15 protein-coding genes are annotated in these 17,398 nt (G+C 67.6%); 3 read left to right on the top strand and 12 right to left on the bottom strand.

Annotated elements, in window-relative coordinates; all coding sequences use genetic code 11:
- Positions 1 to 51 precede the first annotated feature (51 nt).
- Entirely contained in the window at positions 52 to 888 is an 837-nt protein-coding gene (locus ACFVWR_RS12765; protein WP_387212358.1) for a MerR family transcriptional regulator, read from the top strand.
- A 54-nt stretch (positions 889 to 942) separates the two neighbouring features.
- Here ACFVWR_RS12765 and ACFVWR_RS12760 read toward each other — a convergent pair whose 3' ends face one another.
- From ACFVWR_RS12760 to ACFVWR_RS12740, 5 genes are all read right to left on the bottom strand, one after another.
- Complete coding sequence (locus tag ACFVWR_RS12760) at positions 943 to 2,118, bottom strand: alcohol dehydrogenase catalytic domain-containing protein (RefSeq protein ID WP_387212355.1); 1,176 nt, start codon at positions 2,116 to 2,118, stop codon at positions 943 to 945.
- Between the two features lie 106 nt (positions 2,119 to 2,224).
- Entirely contained in the window at positions 2,225 to 2,671 is a 447-nt protein-coding gene (gene trxA, locus ACFVWR_RS12755) for a thioredoxin (protein ID WP_387212464.1), read from the bottom strand.
- Positions 2,668 to 4,068 carry an aldehyde dehydrogenase family protein gene (locus ACFVWR_RS12750; RefSeq protein WP_387212352.1) on the bottom strand — a complete coding sequence of 467 codons (1,401 nt, stop codon included), beginning with the start codon at positions 4,066 to 4,068 and terminating at the stop codon, positions 2,668 to 2,670. The genes trxA and ACFVWR_RS12750 overlap by 4 nt, the downstream gene beginning before the upstream one ends.
- Before the next feature lie 117 nt (positions 4,069 to 4,185).
- Positions 4,186 to 6,045, bottom strand: a complete 1,860-nt coding sequence (locus ACFVWR_RS12745; RefSeq protein ID WP_387212349.1) for a thiamine pyrophosphate-requiring protein — start codon at positions 6,043 to 6,045, stop codon at positions 4,186 to 4,188.
- On the bottom strand, positions 6,042 to 6,554 hold the full coding sequence (locus ACFVWR_RS12740; RefSeq protein WP_387212346.1) for a uracil-DNA glycosylase family protein: 513 nt from the start codon (positions 6,552 to 6,554) through the stop codon (positions 6,042 to 6,044). The genes ACFVWR_RS12745 and ACFVWR_RS12740 overlap by 4 nt, the downstream gene beginning before the upstream one ends.
- A 391-nt stretch (positions 6,555 to 6,945) precedes the next feature.
- On the opposite strand from ACFVWR_RS12740, the gene ACFVWR_RS12735 reads away from it, so the two are divergent.
- The gene (locus tag ACFVWR_RS12735) at positions 6,946 to 8,784 is read left to right on the top strand and encodes an alpha/beta hydrolase (protein ID WP_387212343.1); all 1,839 of its coding nucleotides are present in this window, start codon (positions 6,946 to 6,948) and stop codon (positions 8,782 to 8,784) included.
- A gap of 107 nt (positions 8,785 to 8,891) precedes the next feature.
- Positions 8,892 to 9,341: a hypothetical protein gene (locus tag ACFVWR_RS12730; protein ID WP_387212340.1), complete on the top strand. Its 450-nt coding sequence runs from the start codon at positions 8,892 to 8,894 to the stop codon at positions 9,339 to 9,341.
- Positions 9,342 to 10,345: 1,004 nt separating this feature from the next.
- Here ACFVWR_RS12730 and ACFVWR_RS12725 read toward each other — a convergent pair.
- From ACFVWR_RS12725 to ACFVWR_RS12695, 7 genes are all read right to left on the bottom strand, one after another.
- Positions 10,346 to 11,311 (bottom strand): hypothetical protein, encoded by a 966-nt coding sequence (locus tag ACFVWR_RS12725; RefSeq protein WP_387212337.1) that lies wholly within the window; start codon positions 11,309 to 11,311, stop codon positions 10,346 to 10,348.
- Positions 11,312 to 11,315: 4 nt separating this feature from the next.
- The gene (locus ACFVWR_RS12720) at positions 11,316 to 12,146 is read right to left on the bottom strand and encodes a thioesterase family protein (RefSeq protein WP_387212334.1); all 831 of its coding nucleotides are present in this window, start codon (positions 12,144 to 12,146) and stop codon (positions 11,316 to 11,318) included.
- A gap of 41 nt (positions 12,147 to 12,187) precedes the next feature.
- A complete protein-coding gene (locus ACFVWR_RS12715) occupies positions 12,188 to 12,394 on the bottom strand; it encodes a hypothetical protein (protein WP_387212331.1) in 207 nt (68 codons plus the stop codon).
- Entirely contained in the window at positions 12,391 to 12,834 is a 444-nt protein-coding gene (locus ACFVWR_RS12710) for a VOC family protein (protein WP_387212329.1), read from the bottom strand. The genes ACFVWR_RS12715 and ACFVWR_RS12710 overlap by 4 nt, the downstream gene beginning before the upstream one ends.
- Position 12,835: 1 nt before the next feature.
- Positions 12,836 to 14,296 (bottom strand): dihydrolipoyl dehydrogenase family protein, encoded by a 1,461-nt coding sequence (locus ACFVWR_RS12705; RefSeq protein WP_387212326.1) that lies wholly within the window; start codon positions 14,294 to 14,296, stop codon positions 12,836 to 12,838.
- A 116-nt stretch (positions 14,297 to 14,412) separates the two neighbouring features.
- Positions 14,413 to 16,170: an ABC1 kinase family protein gene (locus ACFVWR_RS12700; RefSeq protein WP_387212323.1), complete on the bottom strand. Its 1,758-nt coding sequence runs from the start codon at positions 16,168 to 16,170 to the stop codon at positions 14,413 to 14,415.
- A 5-nt stretch (positions 16,171 to 16,175) separates the two neighbouring features.
- Positions 16,176 to 16,751, bottom strand: a complete 576-nt coding sequence (locus ACFVWR_RS12695; RefSeq protein WP_387212320.1) for a PadR family transcriptional regulator — start codon at positions 16,749 to 16,751, stop codon at positions 16,176 to 16,178.
- Positions 16,752 to 17,398 lie beyond the last annotated feature (647 nt).

Below are 17,398 nucleotides of genomic sequence, written 5' to 3'. Positions count from 1 at the left end.
ATTCTTCCGTTTGACTCTCACACTGTGTCATGGTCGAGCGTGGGTTCCATCATGTACACCATCGGAGAGTTCGCCGCCTTCGGGCGGGTCAGCGTGCGGATGCTGCGGCACTACGACGCGATCGGGCTGCTGACGCCCGCGCGCGTCGACAGCAGCACCGGCTACCGCCAGTATTCGAACGATCAGCTGCAACACCTGCTGCGGATCGTCGAGCTGCGCGGGCTGGGCATCGGTCTCGACCGCATAGCGGCAGTGTTCGACGCCGGCTCCACCGCCGGCGACGAGTCCTCTGCCTTGCGGACGGTGCTGGAGGAGAGGCTCGGCGAGATCGAGTCGTCCCTGGCCGAAGACACCGCACGACTCGAACGCATTCGGCGACGCCTCCGACTTCTGGAAGGAACCGAAACCATGTCCGAATCAGTCACCTACCGTCCGATCGAGCCCGTCACCGTGTATGCCGTTCGCGGCATAGCTCCCGGAATGGGGCCCGAAAACGTCGGCCCCATGGTCGGCCCGCTGATCGGGAGACTCGACAGAGCCCTCACCGCCGCGGGACGGCCCATCCTCGAGCCATCGATCTTCTGGTACGAGGAGGTCGAAGGCTCCGAGGGCCTCGCTGTCAACATCTCCTACCCGGCCGAAACCGAACCGGTCGCCGGGACAGGCTACGACGTTGTGGAACTGCCGGCGATTCCGCTGGCCGCCACCACACTCCACCGGGGAGACATGTCGGGCATCGGCGACTCCTGGTCGGCTCTCGTCGACCAGGTCGTGGCAGACGGCTACCGGATGACCGGGGCGAGCCGCGAGGTCTACCTCGAAGCCAAGGGCCACATCCCTGGCCCCGACTGGGTGACCGAGATCCAGGTGCAGGTCGAGCGGATCTGAGTCAGCGCGACGGCTCGCCCGTCGACCGGGCGAGCCCTCGCATCCGGCTCGGCGTCAGGGGTTCAGCACAACCTTGATGCAGCCGTCCTGCTTGTCGCGGAAGAGGTCGTACATCCGGGGAGCTTCGTCGAGACCCACGCGGTGGGTCACCAGGTCTTCGGTGCCGAGCGGGTCGGCCGGGTCCTCAACGAGCGGCAGGATCTCGTCGCGCCAGGTCTGGACGTTGCACTGCCCCATCCGGAGGGCGATCTGCTTGTCGAAGAGGTTCATGAACGGCACCGGGTCGGCGACACCGGCGTAGACCCCGCTGAGCGAGACCGTTCCGCCGCGGCGCACGGCGTCGAACGCGAGCATCATCGCGGCCAGGCGGTCGAGGCCCACCGTCGTCATGAGCTTCTTGGCGACCGGATCGGGCAGCAGCCCGACGGCCGACTGAGCGACGGCAGCGGTCGGATTGCCGTGCGCCTCCATCCCCACCGCATCGACGACGGCGTCGGGACCGCGCCCGTCCGTCGCCTCGCGCAGCCAGGCCGCCGCGTCGTCGCTCAGGTCGAACGTGTCGACGCCGTGCCGCTCGGCCATCGCCCGGCGCTCGGGCACGGGGTCGACCGCGACAACACGGTGCCCGAGGTGCACGCCGATGCGGCTGACGAACTGGCCGACCGGGCCGAGGCCGATCACACCGAGCACACCGTCGTCGGGCAGGTTCGCATACTGCACGCCCTGCCACGCCGTCGGCAGGATGTCGCTCAAGAAGAGGTAGCGCTCGTCGGGCAGTTCTTCGCCGACCTTGAGCGCGTTGAAGTCCGCGAGCGGAACGCGCAGCCGCTCGGCCTGCCCGCCGGGGACGGACCCGTACAACTCCGTGTACCCGTAAAGGCTCGCTCCCGTGCCGTGCTCGCGATTCTGCGTGACCTCGCACTGCGTGGTGAGCCCGCGCTTGCACATGAAGCACTCACCGCACGCGATCACGAACGGGATGACCACCCTGTCGCCGACAGCGAGCGAGCGCACCGCAGAGCCGACCTCCTCGACGATGCCCATCGGCTCGTGTCCGAGGATGTCCCCCTTCGCGAGGAACGGCCCCAGCACGTCGTACAAGTGCAGATCGGAGCCGCAGATCGCCGTCGACGTGATGCGGATCACCACATCCGTGGGCTGTTCGATCACGGGATCGGGCGCGTCGACGACCTCGACGCGCTTGGTCGCTTGCCAGGTGAGAGCTTTCATGCATCCCGTTATAGGCCGGGGCTCATCCCGCGACTACCCGGTTCCGCAGGGTGAACAGGCGGGGTACTCTCACCCCGGTGAGGCGTCGCCGCCCGGCGGAGCGAGCTCAGCGGCCCTCGGCTTCGGCCTTCTGCTTCGCGTACTCGACGCGGATCTCGTCCATGTCGAGCGCCCGCAGCTGGGCGATCAGGTCTTCCACGGCCTCGGCGGGGAGGGCGCCGGCCTGCGAGAACAGCGGGATGCCGTCGCGGTAGGCGATCAGGGTCGGGATGGACTGAACGCCGTAAGAGGCGGAGAGGTCCTGTTCGGCCTCGGTGTCGACCTTGCCGAACGTGATGTCGGAATGCTTCTCGGATGCGCCCTCGAAAACCGGGGCGAACATGTGACAGGGGCCGCACCAGTCGGCCCAGAAGTCGAGCAGCACGATGCCGTCGGCGACGGTCTGGTCATGGTTCTGGCTGGTGATCTCTGTGGTTGCCATGCTGACCCGAACACCGCGGCCTACGCGGGTATTCCGCTCAGTCGTTGATGCCTCAGCCGTTGACGAGCTCAGCCGTTGATGATCTGCGGCACCGCCACCGACTTCAGCCCTTCGACGCCGAACTCGAGGCCGTAGCCGGAGCCTTTCACGCCGCCGAACGGGATCATCGGGTGAACGCCGCCGTGCGAGTTGATCCACACGGTACCGGCCTGCAACCGGGCCGCGACCGCCCGGGCCTCGTCGCGGTCGCCCCACACGGAGCCACCGAGACCGACATCGAGACGGTTCGCGCTGGCGACGGCCTCGTCGATGTCGCTGTACCGGATGATCGGGAGCGTCGGCCCGAACTGCTCCTCGTCCACGATGGCGACCCCGTCGGCGACGTCGGCCACCAGCGTGATCGGGTAGAAGAGCGGGCCGAGGTCTGTCGCAGGCTGACCGCCGGTGACGATGCGGGCGCCGTTCGCTTTCGCATCCTCGACCAGGCGGTTCACGATGTCGAACTGCTGCTTGTTCTGCAGCGGCCCGAGCACGTTGTTCTCGTCGAGACCGTTGCCCATCGGCGTCTGCCCGGCGATCTCCGCCAGCGCGTCGACGACCTGGTCGTAGATCGAGTCGTGCACGTAGAGCCGCTTGAGCGCGGCACAGGTCTGCCCGGTGTTGATGAACGCACCCCAGAACAGGTCTTGCGCGATGGCCTGCGGGTCGGCGCTCGGCAGCACGATGCCCGCGTCGTTTCCGCCGAGCTCGAGTGTGAGCCGCGCGAGGTTGCCCGCCGAGCTCTCGATGATCTTGCGGCCCGTGGCGGTGGAGCCGGTGAACATGATCTTGTCGACATCGGGATGGCTCGCCAGCCGTGCACCGACGTCGCGCCCGCCTGAGACGCCGATCACCACATCCTTCGGTAGCACCTCGTTCATCACGCCGATGAGCGCGAGCACGCTGAGCGGTGTGTACTCGCTCGGCTTCAACACGACGGTGTTGCCCATCCGGAGGGCCGGAGCGAGCTGCCAGATGCCGATCATCAGAGGCCAGTTCCAGGGGCCGATCGCCCCGACCACACCGACAGCCTTGTAGGTCAGCTCGGCGTGCGTGTCGCCGTCGTCGACGACGACCTCCGGCTCGAGCGCGAGCGTCGCGGAGGTGCGGAGCCACGCTGAGCACGCCCCGAGCTCGAAGCGCGCGTTCGGCCCGTTCAGCGGTTTGCCCTGCTCACGCGAGAGCAGGCGGGCGAGCTCCTCGGCGTGCGCGTCAATCGCATCCGCCGCCCGCAGCAGAATCTCGGTGCGCTCGGAGTGACCCCGCGCCTCCCAGGCCGGTTGCGCATCCCGGGCCCGCGCGACGGCCGCGTCGAGATCGTCGACGGTCGCCTCGGGCGCCCGCCCGATCAGCTCACCCGTGGCTGGGTCGTGGATGTCGCGGCCTGTCGCAGCGTCGGCGCTGACTCGGTCGAGCAGGGTGTCGGGCATGGGGTGCTCCTTTGCGGTACGGCTCTACCCACCCAGCTTCCCCCGCCGCGCACACCGACGTTTGTCCACCGGCGCACGCGGGATGACGGCCCGCGCAGGGAGTGCACCGGCGCCACCCTAGTCGGCGTCTTTCCCGGCGTCTTTCTCGGCGGCCTTCTCGGCGGCGTCTCCGAGATGCAGCTTGCCTTTGACCCGCTCGACCCCTTCTGTGATGAGGGCGGCCGCGGAGTCGCGGATGACGGCCAGCTCACTGGGATCGCCCTTCAGCAGCGCGGCAGCCGTGTTCTTGGCGTATTCGGCGGTGATGTGCGGCGGCAGCGGCGGCACGTTCTTGCTCGTGTGCGCGTCGATCAGGGTCACGCCCTGATGCGCGAACGCCTGGTCCCACGCCGCGCCGACCTCCTCATCCTTGGTCACCCGGATGCCCTGGAACCCGAGCAGTTGGGCCCACCCTGCGTAGTCGACCGACTCCACGACCTGGGCCGTATTCCACACCGGGTTGGCGTCTTCGGTGCGCATCTCCCACGACACCTGGGTCAGGTCGTCGTTGTGCACCACCAGAACGATGAACTGCTTGGTCTGCCACCTGTCCAAGTATTTCTTAACCGTGATCAGCTCGTTCATCCCGAGCATCTGAAAGGCGCCGTCACCGATGGTGCAGACGACCGTTCGCTCCGAGTACGCGAACTTCGCCGCGACCGCGTACGGCATCGCGGCCAGCATCGTGGCGAGGCGGCCCGAGAGGTCGCCCATCATGCCGGGGCGCAACCTGATGTGGTGGCCGTACCAGTCGGCGGTCGTTCCGGCGTCCGCGGTCACGATCGCTTGCGCGGGCAGGCGCTTGTTCAGCTCGTGGAAGACGCGACGCGGATTGACGCCGTCGTCGTATTCGAGCATCGCCTGCGCCTCCATCTCCGACTCCCACTGCACCATTTCGTCGGCGACCTTGCGCTGCCAGCCGAGATCGGACTTCGCCTGCAGCAACGGGACGAGTTCGGCAAGTGTCGCCGTCACATCGCCCCACAGATTCAGCTCCGTGGGGTAGCGCAAGCCCATCTGCTCCGGCTTGAGGTCGATCTGCACAGCGCGTGCCTGGCCGCTTTCGGGCAGGAATTGCCCGTACGGATAGCTGGTGCCGAGCAGCACGAGTGTGTCGCACTCCTTCATCTGATGCAGGCTCGGCAGCGAACCGAGCAGTCCGAGTTGCTGCGAGTGGTGGGCGATCTCCGACGGCACGACCTGCTTGCCGCGCAGTGCCGTGATGATGCCGGCGCCGGCGAGTTCCGCGGCGGCGAGCACCTCATCCGTGGCGCCGTTCGCGCCGTGGCCGACGAGAAAGGTCACCCTCTCGCCAGCGTTGATGATCTCGGCCGCCTTCACCAGCTCGCTGCGCGGCGGAACGATCGCCGTGTCGGGTGCGATGGCGCTCGACCGTGACACCCACATCGCCGGCGACGGTTCGACCATCTTCATCCCCTGCACGTCGTGAGGGATGATGACGACCGCCGGTTGGAGACGCGCACGCGCCGTGCGGAACGCGGTGTCGATCACCGCCTGCGCCTGCCGCGGTGACACGATCGTCTGCACGTAACACGCCACGTCGGCGAACGTGCGCTCGAGGTTGCTCTCCTGCTGGTTGAACGTGCCGAGGGAGTCGAGGCCCTGCTGGCCCACGAGCGCGACGACGGGCTGGTTGTCCATCTGGGCGTCGTAGAGACCGTTCAACAGGTGAAAGCCGCCGGGACTCGACGTGGCGATACAGACGCCGACCTCGCCCGTGAACTTCGCGTGGGCGGTCGCCATCAGCGCGCAGATCTCCTCGTGCGTCGGGCGGATGTACTCGAAACCTTCGCCATCGCGCTCGGCTTTGCCGAGCATCCCGTCGAACTCGCCCATGCCGTCGCCCGGGTACCCGAACACTCGGCTGACGCCCCACTCCTTCACTCGCTGTATGACGTACTCGCTGACGTTGGTCATCGGATTCCCTTCTCACGTTCGCTTGAAACTTCCCTAGCTGCCGTCTCAAGGTCGGAGACGAACGCGTCGAACGCTTCGTCCCAGCCCTGCTTGCCACGCAATCGCAGAAGCGCCGACGGATGGGTGGTGATGAGCGCGGCCGCGTTCGGGTTGCCGTTCACCTGACCGGGCGGCATGACTTTTCCGCGTTCCGCCTCGATGCGGGCCGTCCTTCCCAGCACCGATCGCGCAGCCGTCGCGCCGAGGCAGACCACGATCGCGGGCTTCACCACCGCCAGCTCGGCTTCGAGCCACGGGTGGCACGCGACGATGTGCCCGACGGCAGGCTTGTCGTGGATGCGCCGCTTACCTCGCGGCTCGAGGTGATGCCGGAAATGCTTGACAGCGTTGGTCAGGTATACGTCGCCGCGCTCGATTCCGGCAGCAGCCAGCGCCTTGTCGAGCAGCTGCCCGGCCGGACCGAGAAGACGACCTGAGTCGCGTCGCGCCAGAGCTCGCAGCCGCGGCATCCCGGCGCGGCCTCACGCAGCGCCCGCAGATTCGGGGACGCCGGAACGAACGGCTCGGCGGTGTTGCGCGGCTCGGCGCTCGTGCGCTCGGCATTCATATCGCCACCCGACACCGCAACCGGTCGAGGATCGAGGGCTTGACATCAGTGGTCGAAGAGGCGACCGCCTGCTGGGGTCGATCTTGCCGACTGCACCCGTCGTCTCGCTGTGTTCTTGTATACCGAAATCATTTCTGACCAGGGTTATTGCTTGCATTCGCTCAACCCATAACCTGCTTATCAGCGCCGGGGGGCGCTGATCATCCACAAGCATCTTGGGGGCTGCCGTTGTCCGTACTACGAGTCGATGTCGCCGTCGTCCTGGCGGACCCGGCTTTGGCGCGGGCGTTCTGATGCCGGTCGATGTAACGAACCCGGGCGCCGGGGAGCCAGCTGCGATCAGGCATCTCGCGATCATCCGGGCACGGAAAGCCACCGAACTGCGCGACGTACACGCGACCGTGACCGCAGCACAAGCCACCGTGACTGACTCCGGCTGGTCAGGTAAAGCCCAGGTCGCGTTCCTCGCCGCGATGAACCAGACCACCCCCGACCTGTTCCTCCTCGCCAACGGTCTGGACGCCCAAGCAACAGCACTACGCGCCTACGCCGAAGCGCTGGTGGAGATCAAACACGAACAGAAACGTTTAGAGGCACGCCGCAACACCGCCGAACAGGCGATCACAGACGCTCAAGCGATGCAGGACCACACAATCTCCCCCCTGGAACGCGACGTTCTCGCCCTCACCGGAGCAGACCCCACCTCGACCGCGTCGCTGCGCCGCCTCGAAGAGACCATCGACACCGAACGCGCCGCACTCCGCAAGGTGCAACGCGACTGGGAAGACCTCCTCGCCCGCCGCCACCAAGCGAACACGGCCTGCGTCACCGCCCTCACCGGCACCTCCGCTTTGGGTAGAACCGCCCCCTTCCTCAGAAACGCGATCGTCACCGCCACCCCCACCGGCCTCCTCAGCTCCCTCACCAGCCTCTCCGCCACCGACCTGGCCATCCTCCTGAAGTTCCGTCCCGGCCTGGCCGCCACGCTCGCCTCAGCCGACCCCGCCACCGTCGCCGCCTGGTGGACCAGCATGAACAGCCCCACCTTCGGCACCGCATCCCCCGCCCAAGCCGCACTCATCGCCGCTCTCCCCGGCGTGATCGGCACCCTCGAAGGCGTCGCCTACTGGTCCCGCCACCAAGCCAACACCACCGTCCTCGACCGGGCACTCGAAACAGCATCAGCCCCCGGCGGCGACCCAGAGCAACTCAAGGCGCTGCGCGCGCTCAAGACGGCCGTCCGCGGAGGGATGGATGAGGCGCCCCCGCGCCAACTCATGTCCCTCACGCTCGAACCCGCGGTCGGCGCAGCACTCTCGATCGGCGACCTCGACAAGGCCGAATTCGCGACGTACTTGGTGCCCGGCATGGGCACGACCGTCGCCGGCGACATCGGGGCGTACAAGAACGCGGCCACCAACCTTCGCGACGCGCAGGGGACCGTTGCGAGCCACCCAACGGGTTCTTCAGCTGTCATTGCGTGGCTCGACTACTTCCCTCCGGGGTCGACCGATGTCGTCGGCGTAAAGACTGACGATTCTGCCAAAGCCGGAGCCTTGAGGCTCGCTGATTCCCTCAATGGACTGCATGCGGTTTATGCATCCCAGGGCAGATCGCCAGAAATTTCCCTGGTGGGCCATTCCTATGGCAGCACAGTCGCCGCCATCGCGCTCACCTCGGCTAGCGTTGACCACTTCGTGATGCTCGGGTCAGCCGGAATCTCCACGACAATCGACAGTGCAGCCGCACTCAACGTGCCCCTTGGCGAGGTATTTGCGTCCCAAGCGCACCACGATGGCTGGGCACCGACAGGTCAAGCGCTGAGCGGGCGGCAAGATCCAACCGCTCCCGGCTTCGACACGGAAGTGTTCAGCTCAGAGGCCGCAGTGGACGCGCACGGCAAGGAACTATATGAGGTGACTCAGCACGGTCCTTTCGGCGCACCTGGAGACCCGGAGAGTCGTAGCTATTTCGACCGCAACACGACGTCCCTTTACAACACGGCCCTGGTCACGACCGGCCGCGGAGCGGCGACGATATCCGGCGGGACGCCGGCCGACCGGCTCGCGCTGCAGTCGCGCGATCGCCTCGTCGATTGGATGACGAAGGGAATCCCGTGGGCCGCCAAATAGGCAAAAGCTTGGCAGTACTGATAGTTCTGACGGCGACCGTGAATCTCGCGAGTGCGTGTAGTAGCGCGCCACCAGTAACGACGACCCAGGAAACGAGGAAAACCCAGTTGACGCCCGAAGAGGCAAAGGCAGAAATTCAAGACATTTTCGAGAGCACTCGAGAGTTACTCGGCGGGAGTTGGACGACCTACTCACGCAATTGGCTTGAGTGCTCCGACCCCGAAGCTGAGCCGATGGCGCAGTACTCGATGATGTACCGACGCGTGGAACAACCGTCGCCAGGCGACCCAGCCGACGTCGCAGAGCAGTTGCGAAAGCTGTGGAAGGCGCATGGGCACGATGTCGAAGTGCTGTTCGACTCCGCTGTCGCGCCGTCTCGCTATATCCTCTCCGACCCGCCGTGGATGTCCGGCTCCAGCCGCGATCTTCCCCTCATTCAATTCACGATCAGCGACAACTTCGCGACCTTCTCGGGAACGAGCCGTTGCGTTCCCGGCGATGAAGGAGAACTTGGGATGTGGGAGCCCAAGCGCGGCGAAGGCCAATACGACGAGTGAAGTCCGCCCCGCAGGCGGCCGCGGCCGCAATGCACGGCAATTGCACTCACCTCGCGAGGCCGACCGGAGCACAAGCGTTCAGCTCTGAAGCCGGCGTCGACGTGAACGGAAAGAAGCTGTATGCCGTGACTCAGGCCCCTTCGGCGCGAAGGGTGATCCCGAGAGCCATAGCTATTTCGACGCGAACACCACAGCCCTGGGCGACCGGGCCGAAGACATCATGAAAAAGGGGACACCTTGGTCCGCCCGCTAATGAACAAGGTCCTGGCGGCTGTCGCCTGTACGTTGTTTGCGTCGATGGCGGGCTGCGCGTCCCCAACACAACCCAGGAGCGCATCAACTGGAAATGAAAGAAGTTCAGCTATGACCCCAGAAGAGGCCGCCGATGAGGTCCGCACAATGTTCGAGGTGACGAGCGAGATGGTTGGTGGCAAGTGGGACATAAGTTCTCGCCATTGGATGGCTTGCACATTGGACGGTGGCGACGATGGAGCGTCGTACGCGATCTTCTACCAACGCCGCGGCTAGCCCTTAGACGCCCAACCAGCTAAGGTCGCCGACCAGGTTCGCTCCCTCTGGGCGGAGCACGGGCACGACGTGGCGATTGTCTTCGACCGAAAGATGACACCTGCTCGCTACATCCTTTCGGGTCCGCCGTGGCTATCCGGAACCGTGAGCGGCAAGCCTCTCGTCCAGTTCACGGTAGGAACCGGACACGCGGACTTCTCGGCCAGGAGCCGCTGCGTGCGCGGCGACGCCTACGAGTTGGAACTCCAAGAGCCAGGAGGCGCCGAATCCGATTCCAAGGCCGACCCAGATCTCGACTGAGCCTGTGATTGATCAAAAGGAGCGTGAGGGAATCGTCTTGGACGCCCGCAAAGCGAGTTGCTCACGACGAGCCGCTGGTTCGTCGGAGATCTGGACGCTGGTGCGAAAACTGGCCCTACCAAATCTGCGCGTGACCCTACGTGCCCAGCGCCGTCGAGGCATCGAGCGCTCGGGCCTCAGCCCTTCCACCACTCCTCGTTGACCCCGCCCGTCCACCGTTCGGTGTCGCCGGATGCGACCGCGACACCGTCACGAAGCCACACCGTCTCGTCGGGCGCCCAGCCGGCGATTACGCCGGCCCAGTCGTCAACGACCTCGATCGCCCGCCCGGCGGCACTCAGGTAGCCACCGACCGTCAGATGCACTCCGTCGTAGTCGCCCGCGACGCGAACCCAGTCCGGTACTAGCCAACGCCCGCTTCTGCCGGTCGCGCGCGACCAATCGTTCTCGCGGGATGCGGTGACATCGAGCGGATAACGTCGGCACAGGTCGGCCCACTCCGTGGCGCCGGCGATGTCGAGCACACGCGCATCCTCGGCGATCGCAACGCGGCACACATCTGCGTGACGCCAGTCGAACGCATCCTCGACGAGGTGCACGCCAAGCGGCCCCAGACGGCCGAACGACCTTGTCGTGCGCAGAAGCGCGCGGGGCGGGACAGACCACCAGGGTCCGCTCATCGCGACCGGGCCGGGGGCATACCCACGCCACCGCGTTTCGTCGCCCTCCACCGCCGCGCGCCAGACGTCGAGCGTGCGTCGCGCGCCCGGCCCGGACCCGGCCTGCGGCGAATGCGCGGGCGCGGGCGCACCCGGCGCGCCCTCGAAGGTCACGAGCCATTGGTCCTGCCTGTCGGTCGAGGATGCCCACCAGGCCGCGAGCGGCGACTCGGCGATCATCCGGGCGGCGCGCATCAGCGACGCCCTCTGCTCCGGTTCGCCCGCGAGCATGTCCTCCGGGTCCGGCTCCTGCCAGTACATCGCGCGACTCACCGAGGTTCGAAGAGCCTGCAGCACGACCGTATCCGTCAGCTCACCGTCAGCTTCAGGGTTCCCGTTCAGCGCGCGCTCGACCTCGAGGCACAGCCGCCGGCCGCGTGGACCGTCGAGCAGCACCTCGGCGCTCATCCCCTCGCGAGGCATCCGCTCAGTGCTCGGGGCTCAGCGGCCGGATCGTGAGCGCCTGCTGCGCCACGCCCACCGGGCCGGTCTCGTCGTGGAGCACGCTGCTCGTGAGGCCGTGACCTTGGGCGCCGAACACCACGGTGGTGTCGAGGCCGATCCAGCGCCCGGCCGGGCGGCGGTGCAGGTGCACGGTCAGGTCGACGTTGGGGAACATCCACTCGGCCGGCGACTGCCGCACGGCGACGCCGTTCGCGGTGTCGATGAGTCCGATCCACGAGGCGAGCGGCGACGCCTCCTCTCCCGCGACCAGCGCGGTCTCCGTGGCGAGCCAGACCGTGCCGCGCCCGGGCTCGGAGGCGCCGGCCGCGCGGGCGTCGAGCGAGGCGACGAAGCCACCGCTCCACACCGTTCGGAGGGGCAGGGATACGGCCGACTCAGGCCCGGGGAGCGGCTCGCCCTGGCCGCCGGCGACCGAGCGGGTGTCGAAGCTGTCGAGAAACCAGGCCCGAGCACGAACAGCCGCGCGCCCGGCGATCGTGGCCGTCGCCTCGACGAGCTCGATGCTGCGCCCGGGCCGCACCGTCTCGACGGCGATGTCGATCGGCTGGGCGGCGAGAAACCCGAGGATGTCGAAGCTGATCCGGGCGACCTGCAGCCCGTCCCCGCGTCTCCCCGACTCCTCGGCCGCCGCGACGTGCTGCTCGATCGCATGCGTGATCAGACCGCCGAGCGGCGCGAAGTGGATCTCGTCGGGGCTCCACGCTCCGCCGGCGCGTTCGGTCGGCTCATACCGGTTGCCGCCGAGCGCGACGAAGTACGCGCCCTGCGGGGTCGTTGAATTGTTTTCGGCCACCTACCGAAACCTACGCCACTCCTCCACCGTTCGACCGCTCCCTACGCCGAACGCACCAGCCGGTACCCTGCGTCGGCGAACGTCTTGGTCATGTGGGCGGCGTACCACTCCGGCCACTGCTCGTCGTAGACGCCCTTGAGCTCGACGGCCTCGTGAACGCCGTGCGCGGCCGCTGCCGCCTTCAACGCTTCGAGGATGACCGGGGTCATGTCCGCGGGGTCGGGCGCGGCCGCATCCTGGTCGCTCATCGCCCTGGCAGCCTGGTCTTGATCTCTTGAAGGATCCAGCCGTTGCCGTCCGGATCCTCGAAGGAGGCGAACGAAGAATAGTCGGCACGTTCCGGATGCGGCCCACTCAGCCGTTCCCGCGTGCCCGCGTGGTGGAACACCCCGGTCGAATCGTGCCAGATCTCCGACACATCCACGCCGGCCTTCACGAGCGCATCCCTTGCCTCGTCGAGGTCGAAGACGGTGAGCTGCAGCCCCTGGATCGACCCGGGCGTCATGTCGGTCACACCCGTGCCGAAGATGATCGACGCCTCCGACTCCGGCGGCGTGAACTGCACCACCCGGTAGCGGGCGTCGAGCGGGAAATCGGCGTCGAGACGCCAGTCGAGACTCTCGTAGAACGCCTTCGCCCTGTCCACATCGGAGACGGGGACGACGACGACTTCCAGCTTCATGAACATGTCAGCTCTCCTTCTGCTCGGCGGCTTCTCGTGCTGCTTTTCTGGCGTTCAGCCGGTAGGTCTCCAGCAGCCGCAACCAGATCTCGCTCACGGTCGGATACGACGGCACCGCGTGCCAGAGCCGGTCGATCGGAACCTGCCCGACGACGGCGGTGGTCGCGGCGTGCAGCATGTCGCCGACATCCGGGCCCACCAGCGTCGCGCCGAGCACCACGCGGCGGTCGTCGTCGACGACCATCCTCGCCTTGCCCGTGTAGCCGTCCGCGCGCACGACGGCGCCTGCCACCCAGCCGATGTCGTAGTCGGCGACGCTCACCGTGTAGCCGGCCGCCCGGGCCGCGGACTCGGTGAGGCCGATGGATGCGATCTCCGGTTCGGTGAACGTCACCTGCGGCACCGACTCGTGGTCGGCGGTGGCGACGTGCTGCCCCCACGGCCCGTCGAACACCTCGTCGCCGTTCGCCCGCGCCGCGATCACGTCACCGGCGATGCGCGCCTGGTACTTTCCCTGGTGCGTCAACAGCGCTCGGTGCGTGACGTCGCCGACGGCGTAAAGCCAGTCGAAGCCGGGCAGACGCATCGTGTCGTCGGTCGGCAGCCAGTCACCCGGCTTCAGGCCGACGGTCTCGAGGCCGACCGCTCCGGTGCGCGGCTTGCGCCCTGTGGCGACGAGGATCTCGTCTGCGGTCACCGTGCCGCCGTCGCCGAGCTCGACCCGCACGCCGTCGGCTGTGCGCTCGACGCGCGCGACCTCGGTGTCGAGCAGCAGGGTGACGCCCTGCTTCCGCAACGCCTCAGCGAGCATCTCGCCGGCGAACGGCTCCATGTTCGCGAGGAGCCCGCCGCGCGAGATGAGCGTCACCGCGCATCCGAACCCCGCATACGCCGTCGCCATCTCGCAACCGACCACCCCGCCACCCAGAATGGCCAGACTCGATGGAACGTCTTTGACGCTGGTCGCATCCCTGCTCGTCCACGGTTCGCTGTCACGCAGGCCGGGAGTGTCGGGCACCACGGGGTCGGAGCCGGTCGAGATCACGACGGCCGAGCGCGCGGTGAGCTGCGTCGTCGAACCGTCCGCTGCGGTCACGCTCACGCGCTTCTCGCCGACGAGCTGACCGTGCCCGCGAATCAGGTCGATACCAGCGCCGTCGACCCAGTCCACCTGGCTCTGATCCGACCAGTCGTACACGAGGCGATCCCGCCGTCTCAGCACGGCGGCGACGTCGATCTCGCCGGTCACGGCTTCTGCCGCACCATCGACGGACTGGGCCGCCCGCACCGTCTGCGCCGGTCTCAACAGCGCCTTCGACGGGATGCACGCCCAGAACGAGCACTCGCCCCCGACCAACTCGTGCTCGATCAGCACGGCGGTCAGACCGCCTTGCACGGCACGCTCTGCGACGTTCTCCGCCACCGCCCCGCCGCCGATGATGACGACGTCGTATTCGCTGCTGCTCATCCCGAGTCCTCGCGTCCGTCCGACGGCGGACGCTCGCTATCAACGGTGAGCAGACCGGGCCGGTCCCCAACTACTGAGCAGTCGTCAGCTTAGACCGGAGCCCTCCCGCACGGCAATCATCGGCCGCGACGACCGGGGAACAGCGTGTACAGCAGAGGCAGCACCGAAACACTGAGCACCACCGTGCTGAGTACGGCGTCACTCCCCCGCAACACGGCACCGGCAACGAGGAGGGCGCCGAAGAGCACCGCCCCCACGAGGCGGCGGGCCGTTCTCTCCAGGCGCGAGACCCGTTTCTCGAGCTCGGGCGTTCGCACCGAGACGGTGCCGTCTTCGAACCGTGCGGCGAGGGCATCCAAGCGTTTCGGCAGCCGTACGGCGACACCCGCGATCTCCAGCGCCTGCCGTGCGACATCCTGCACCACGTTGCCGCGCTCGTCGCGCACCAGCTGCGCGGCGTATGGCTCCACCGAATCCCAGAGGTTGAACTCGGGGTCGAGCGCGCTGCACACCCCGGAGGTGAGCGACATGGCACGGATGATCAGCAGAAAGTTCTCGGGCAGCTGGAACGGGAGCGACCGCACCACGTCGCCGAACTGCACGGCGAAGTCGCGGAACTCGCGCGGATCGACTTCGCGCAACTCGGCGAATCCCATCCCGCCGAACCGGGCGAAGAGTTGCGTCATCGCGCGTTCCAGGTCGGCGGTGTCGGCCGACGGCAGCAGCACACCGACGTCGCGCATCGCGTCCACGAGCCCCTTGCCGTCACGCGCTGCAGCGGCGATGAGCAGCTTGCGCAAGCCGGTGCGCGTGCCGGTGGGCACCTCGCCCATCATGCCGAAATCGATGAACGTGAGGCGCCAGGCCGTGCCGGGGGCTGCGCCTGCGGATGCTCCTGCGGCTGCTCCTGCAACTGCTCCTGCCGCCGCTCCGGCGAGGGGCGTCACGAAGATGTTGCCGGGGTGCGGGTCGGCGTGGAAGAAGCCGTTGGTGAACAGCTGGTCGAACATCACCGCGGCGAACACCGGCGCCACCTCGGCAGGGTCGATGCCCGCGGCGCGCAAGGCATCGACATCCGTGATCTTGATCGCCGTCACATCGGCGAGCGTGAGCACGCGCCGCGTCGTGCGCTCCCACACGACCTCCGGCACCGACACGCGTTCGTCGGCGGCGAAGTCGGCAGCGAATCTTTCCGCGCTGGCGGCCTCGTGCAGGTAGTCGATCTCTTCGAGACTGGTGCGGGCGAACTCTTCGACGAGGGCGGGTGCATCCACCCGGTCGGAGACGAGCCGCACATGACTCAGCCAGCGGCCGACCCGACGCAGCGCCGCCAGGTCGACGTCGACGATCGCGTCAATGCCGGGCCGCTGCACTTTGACCACGGCGCGTTCCAGCCCCGTGTCCTCCGCATCGACGGCGGAGAGCACGGCGCGATGCGCTTGGCCGAGGGATGCGGCTGCGACGGGCGTCGGCTCGACCGACGCGAACGCGCGCTCCAGCGGCACGCCCAACTCGGCCTCGGCCAGCGCCCGGATGCCGGGGAACGGCACGGGAGGCACCTCATCCTGCAGCCCCTCGAGTTCGGCGGTGATCTCGGGAGGCAGCACGTCGAGCCGCGACGACATGAACTGCCCGACCTTGATCATCAGACCGCCGAGCTCCACGGCCAGCACATGGAACCGCTGCGCGAACCTGCGCATGCGCTTCGACCGGGTGCGCTCGGTGACACGCGCGAACCCGATGCGCGGCAGCACGAGCTCGTACCACCAGGTGACGGCGAGATTCCAGCCGGCGAACCGCAGGATGCGGCGGTAGCGCGCACGTGCTGGTCCGGCGGCGGGCGCATCCGCCTGCTCGCGTGCGACCGACGTCACCCGCGTCAGTCCTGCGCGAGGATGGCGTAGAGCCGGCGCCGGGCCTCGTCGAGCACGGTGACGGCCGCCTCGACCTGCTCCGGCGTTCCGGTGCGGCGCACCTGCGCGGCGGCCTGCGCGAGCTCGAAGCCCGCCTTCGGCAGCGCGCCGAACGCGGCACTGTCGCCGGCTCCGGCGCCTGTACCCGCGGAGCCTTCCCACGGCGCGGGGCCCGCGTCGGCGGCTTCCTCGCGGCCGGCCTCCGTGAGCGCATACGTCTTGCGTCCGTTGGACTCTTCGGCCGTGATGATGCCCTCGTCGGCGAGCAACTGCAGCGTCGGATACACGGAGCCGGCGCTGGGCTTCCAGCTGCCGCCGCTGCGCTCCTCGATCTCACGGATGATCTGGTAGCCGTGCATGGGCTTCTCGGCGAGCAGTGCGAGCACGGCGGCCCGCACATCCCCGCGGCCCATCCTGGTGCCGACCTTCTTCTCGAACGTCGACCGCAACTGGTCGAACGCCTGCCACATGCCCTCGGGGCCGCCGAAGCCGCCTCCGAGCCCGCCTGCGCCGAACCCTCCGGCCGGGAATGAACCGCTCATGATGTCCTCCTCGTGTGAGTCGTAACGATAGTCAACGATATATCGTTCGCGGGGGTGGCGGTAGGGGGGATGCGTTGGTGCGGTGAATGCACAGGGGTCATTGAGTTGCGGCGAACCCGTCCAGCGCCTCGGCGTAAGCATCCGGATCGTTTCGCGTGGCTCTTGAGACGAGAATCGTCGCCTCACTCAACGCGCGGGAGTATCGGCCTTGCACGGGCACTTCGACGACAACCCTCAAGCCGGCCCGCCACGCACGAACTGCACTCGTAGACACTGCGCGCTCGGCGTCACCGTGCGCTCCCTTGGCAAGTTCACTCGCCCAGGCATCGACGCGGAACCGCGACTCGACGCACCAACTTGCTGGCGAGACAGGGAATGCGCCGATGCCCCGTTTGAGGTCTCTTATAGGTGATAGTCCGCGGGTCTGACCTAAACGAGCGACGGTGTGCTCGATAGAGTCCAGCTTCGCCAAACCGCTTCGCGCTCCGGCTACAGGGCATGTCACCGCGGGCTGCGCCCCAAACGCTCCCCCAAACGCCGCCTCACGCTGCGCGTTCGGTGGCGCCCGGGGCCCCTCGCGGCGGGGACCCCGGTAGACAGCAGCGAGTAACGACAAAAAGAGGTGGGCCGCGGTTCGCATTGCGAAC

This window comes from Leifsonia sp. NPDC058292, from assembly GCF_042880955.1.
Lineage (GTDB): Bacteria > Actinomycetota > Actinomycetes > Actinomycetales > Microbacteriaceae > Leifsonia.
Note: the sequence above shows the minus strand (reverse complement) of the source record. Positions and strands in the feature narration are given on the sequence as shown.

Coding starts and splice junctions, on each gene's coding strand:
- ACFVWR_RS12695 (WP_387212320.1), bottom strand. CDS start 16,751: ATGAGCGGTTCATTCCCGGCCGGAGGGTTCGGCGCAGGCGGGCTCGGA.
- ACFVWR_RS12705 (WP_387212326.1), bottom strand. CDS start 14,296: ATGAGCAGCAGCGAATACGACGTCGTCATCATCGGCGGCGGGGCGGTG.
- ACFVWR_RS12710 (WP_387212329.1), bottom strand. CDS start 12,834: ATGTTCATGAAGCTGGAAGTCGTCGTCGTCCCCGTCTCCGATGTGGAC.
- ACFVWR_RS12715 (WP_387212331.1), bottom strand. CDS start 12,394: ATGAGCGACCAGGATGCGGCCGCGCCCGACCCCGCGGACATGACCCCG.
- ACFVWR_RS12750 (WP_387212352.1), bottom strand. CDS start 4,068: ATGCCCGACACCCTGCTCGACCGAGTCAGCGCCGACGCTGCGACAGGC.
- ACFVWR_RS12765 (WP_387212358.1), top strand. CDS start 52: ATGTACACCATCGGAGAGTTCGCCGCCTTCGGGCGGGTCAGCGTGCGG.
- ACFVWR_RS12725 (WP_387212337.1), bottom strand. CDS start 11,311: ATGCCTCGCGAGGGGATGAGCGCCGAGGTGCTGCTCGACGGTCCACGC.
- ACFVWR_RS12735 (WP_387212343.1), top strand. CDS start 6,946: ATGCCGGTCGATGTAACGAACCCGGGCGCCGGGGAGCCAGCTGCGATC.
- ACFVWR_RS12740 (WP_387212346.1), bottom strand. CDS start 6,554: ATGCCGCGGCTGCGAGCTCTGGCGCGACGCGACTCAGGTCGTCTTCTC.
- ACFVWR_RS12760 (WP_387212355.1), bottom strand. CDS start 2,118: ATGAAAGCTCTCACCTGGCAAGCGACCAAGCGCGTCGAGGTCGTCGAC.
- ACFVWR_RS12745 (WP_387212349.1), bottom strand. CDS start 6,045: ATGACCAACGTCAGCGAGTACGTCATACAGCGAGTGAAGGAGTGGGGC.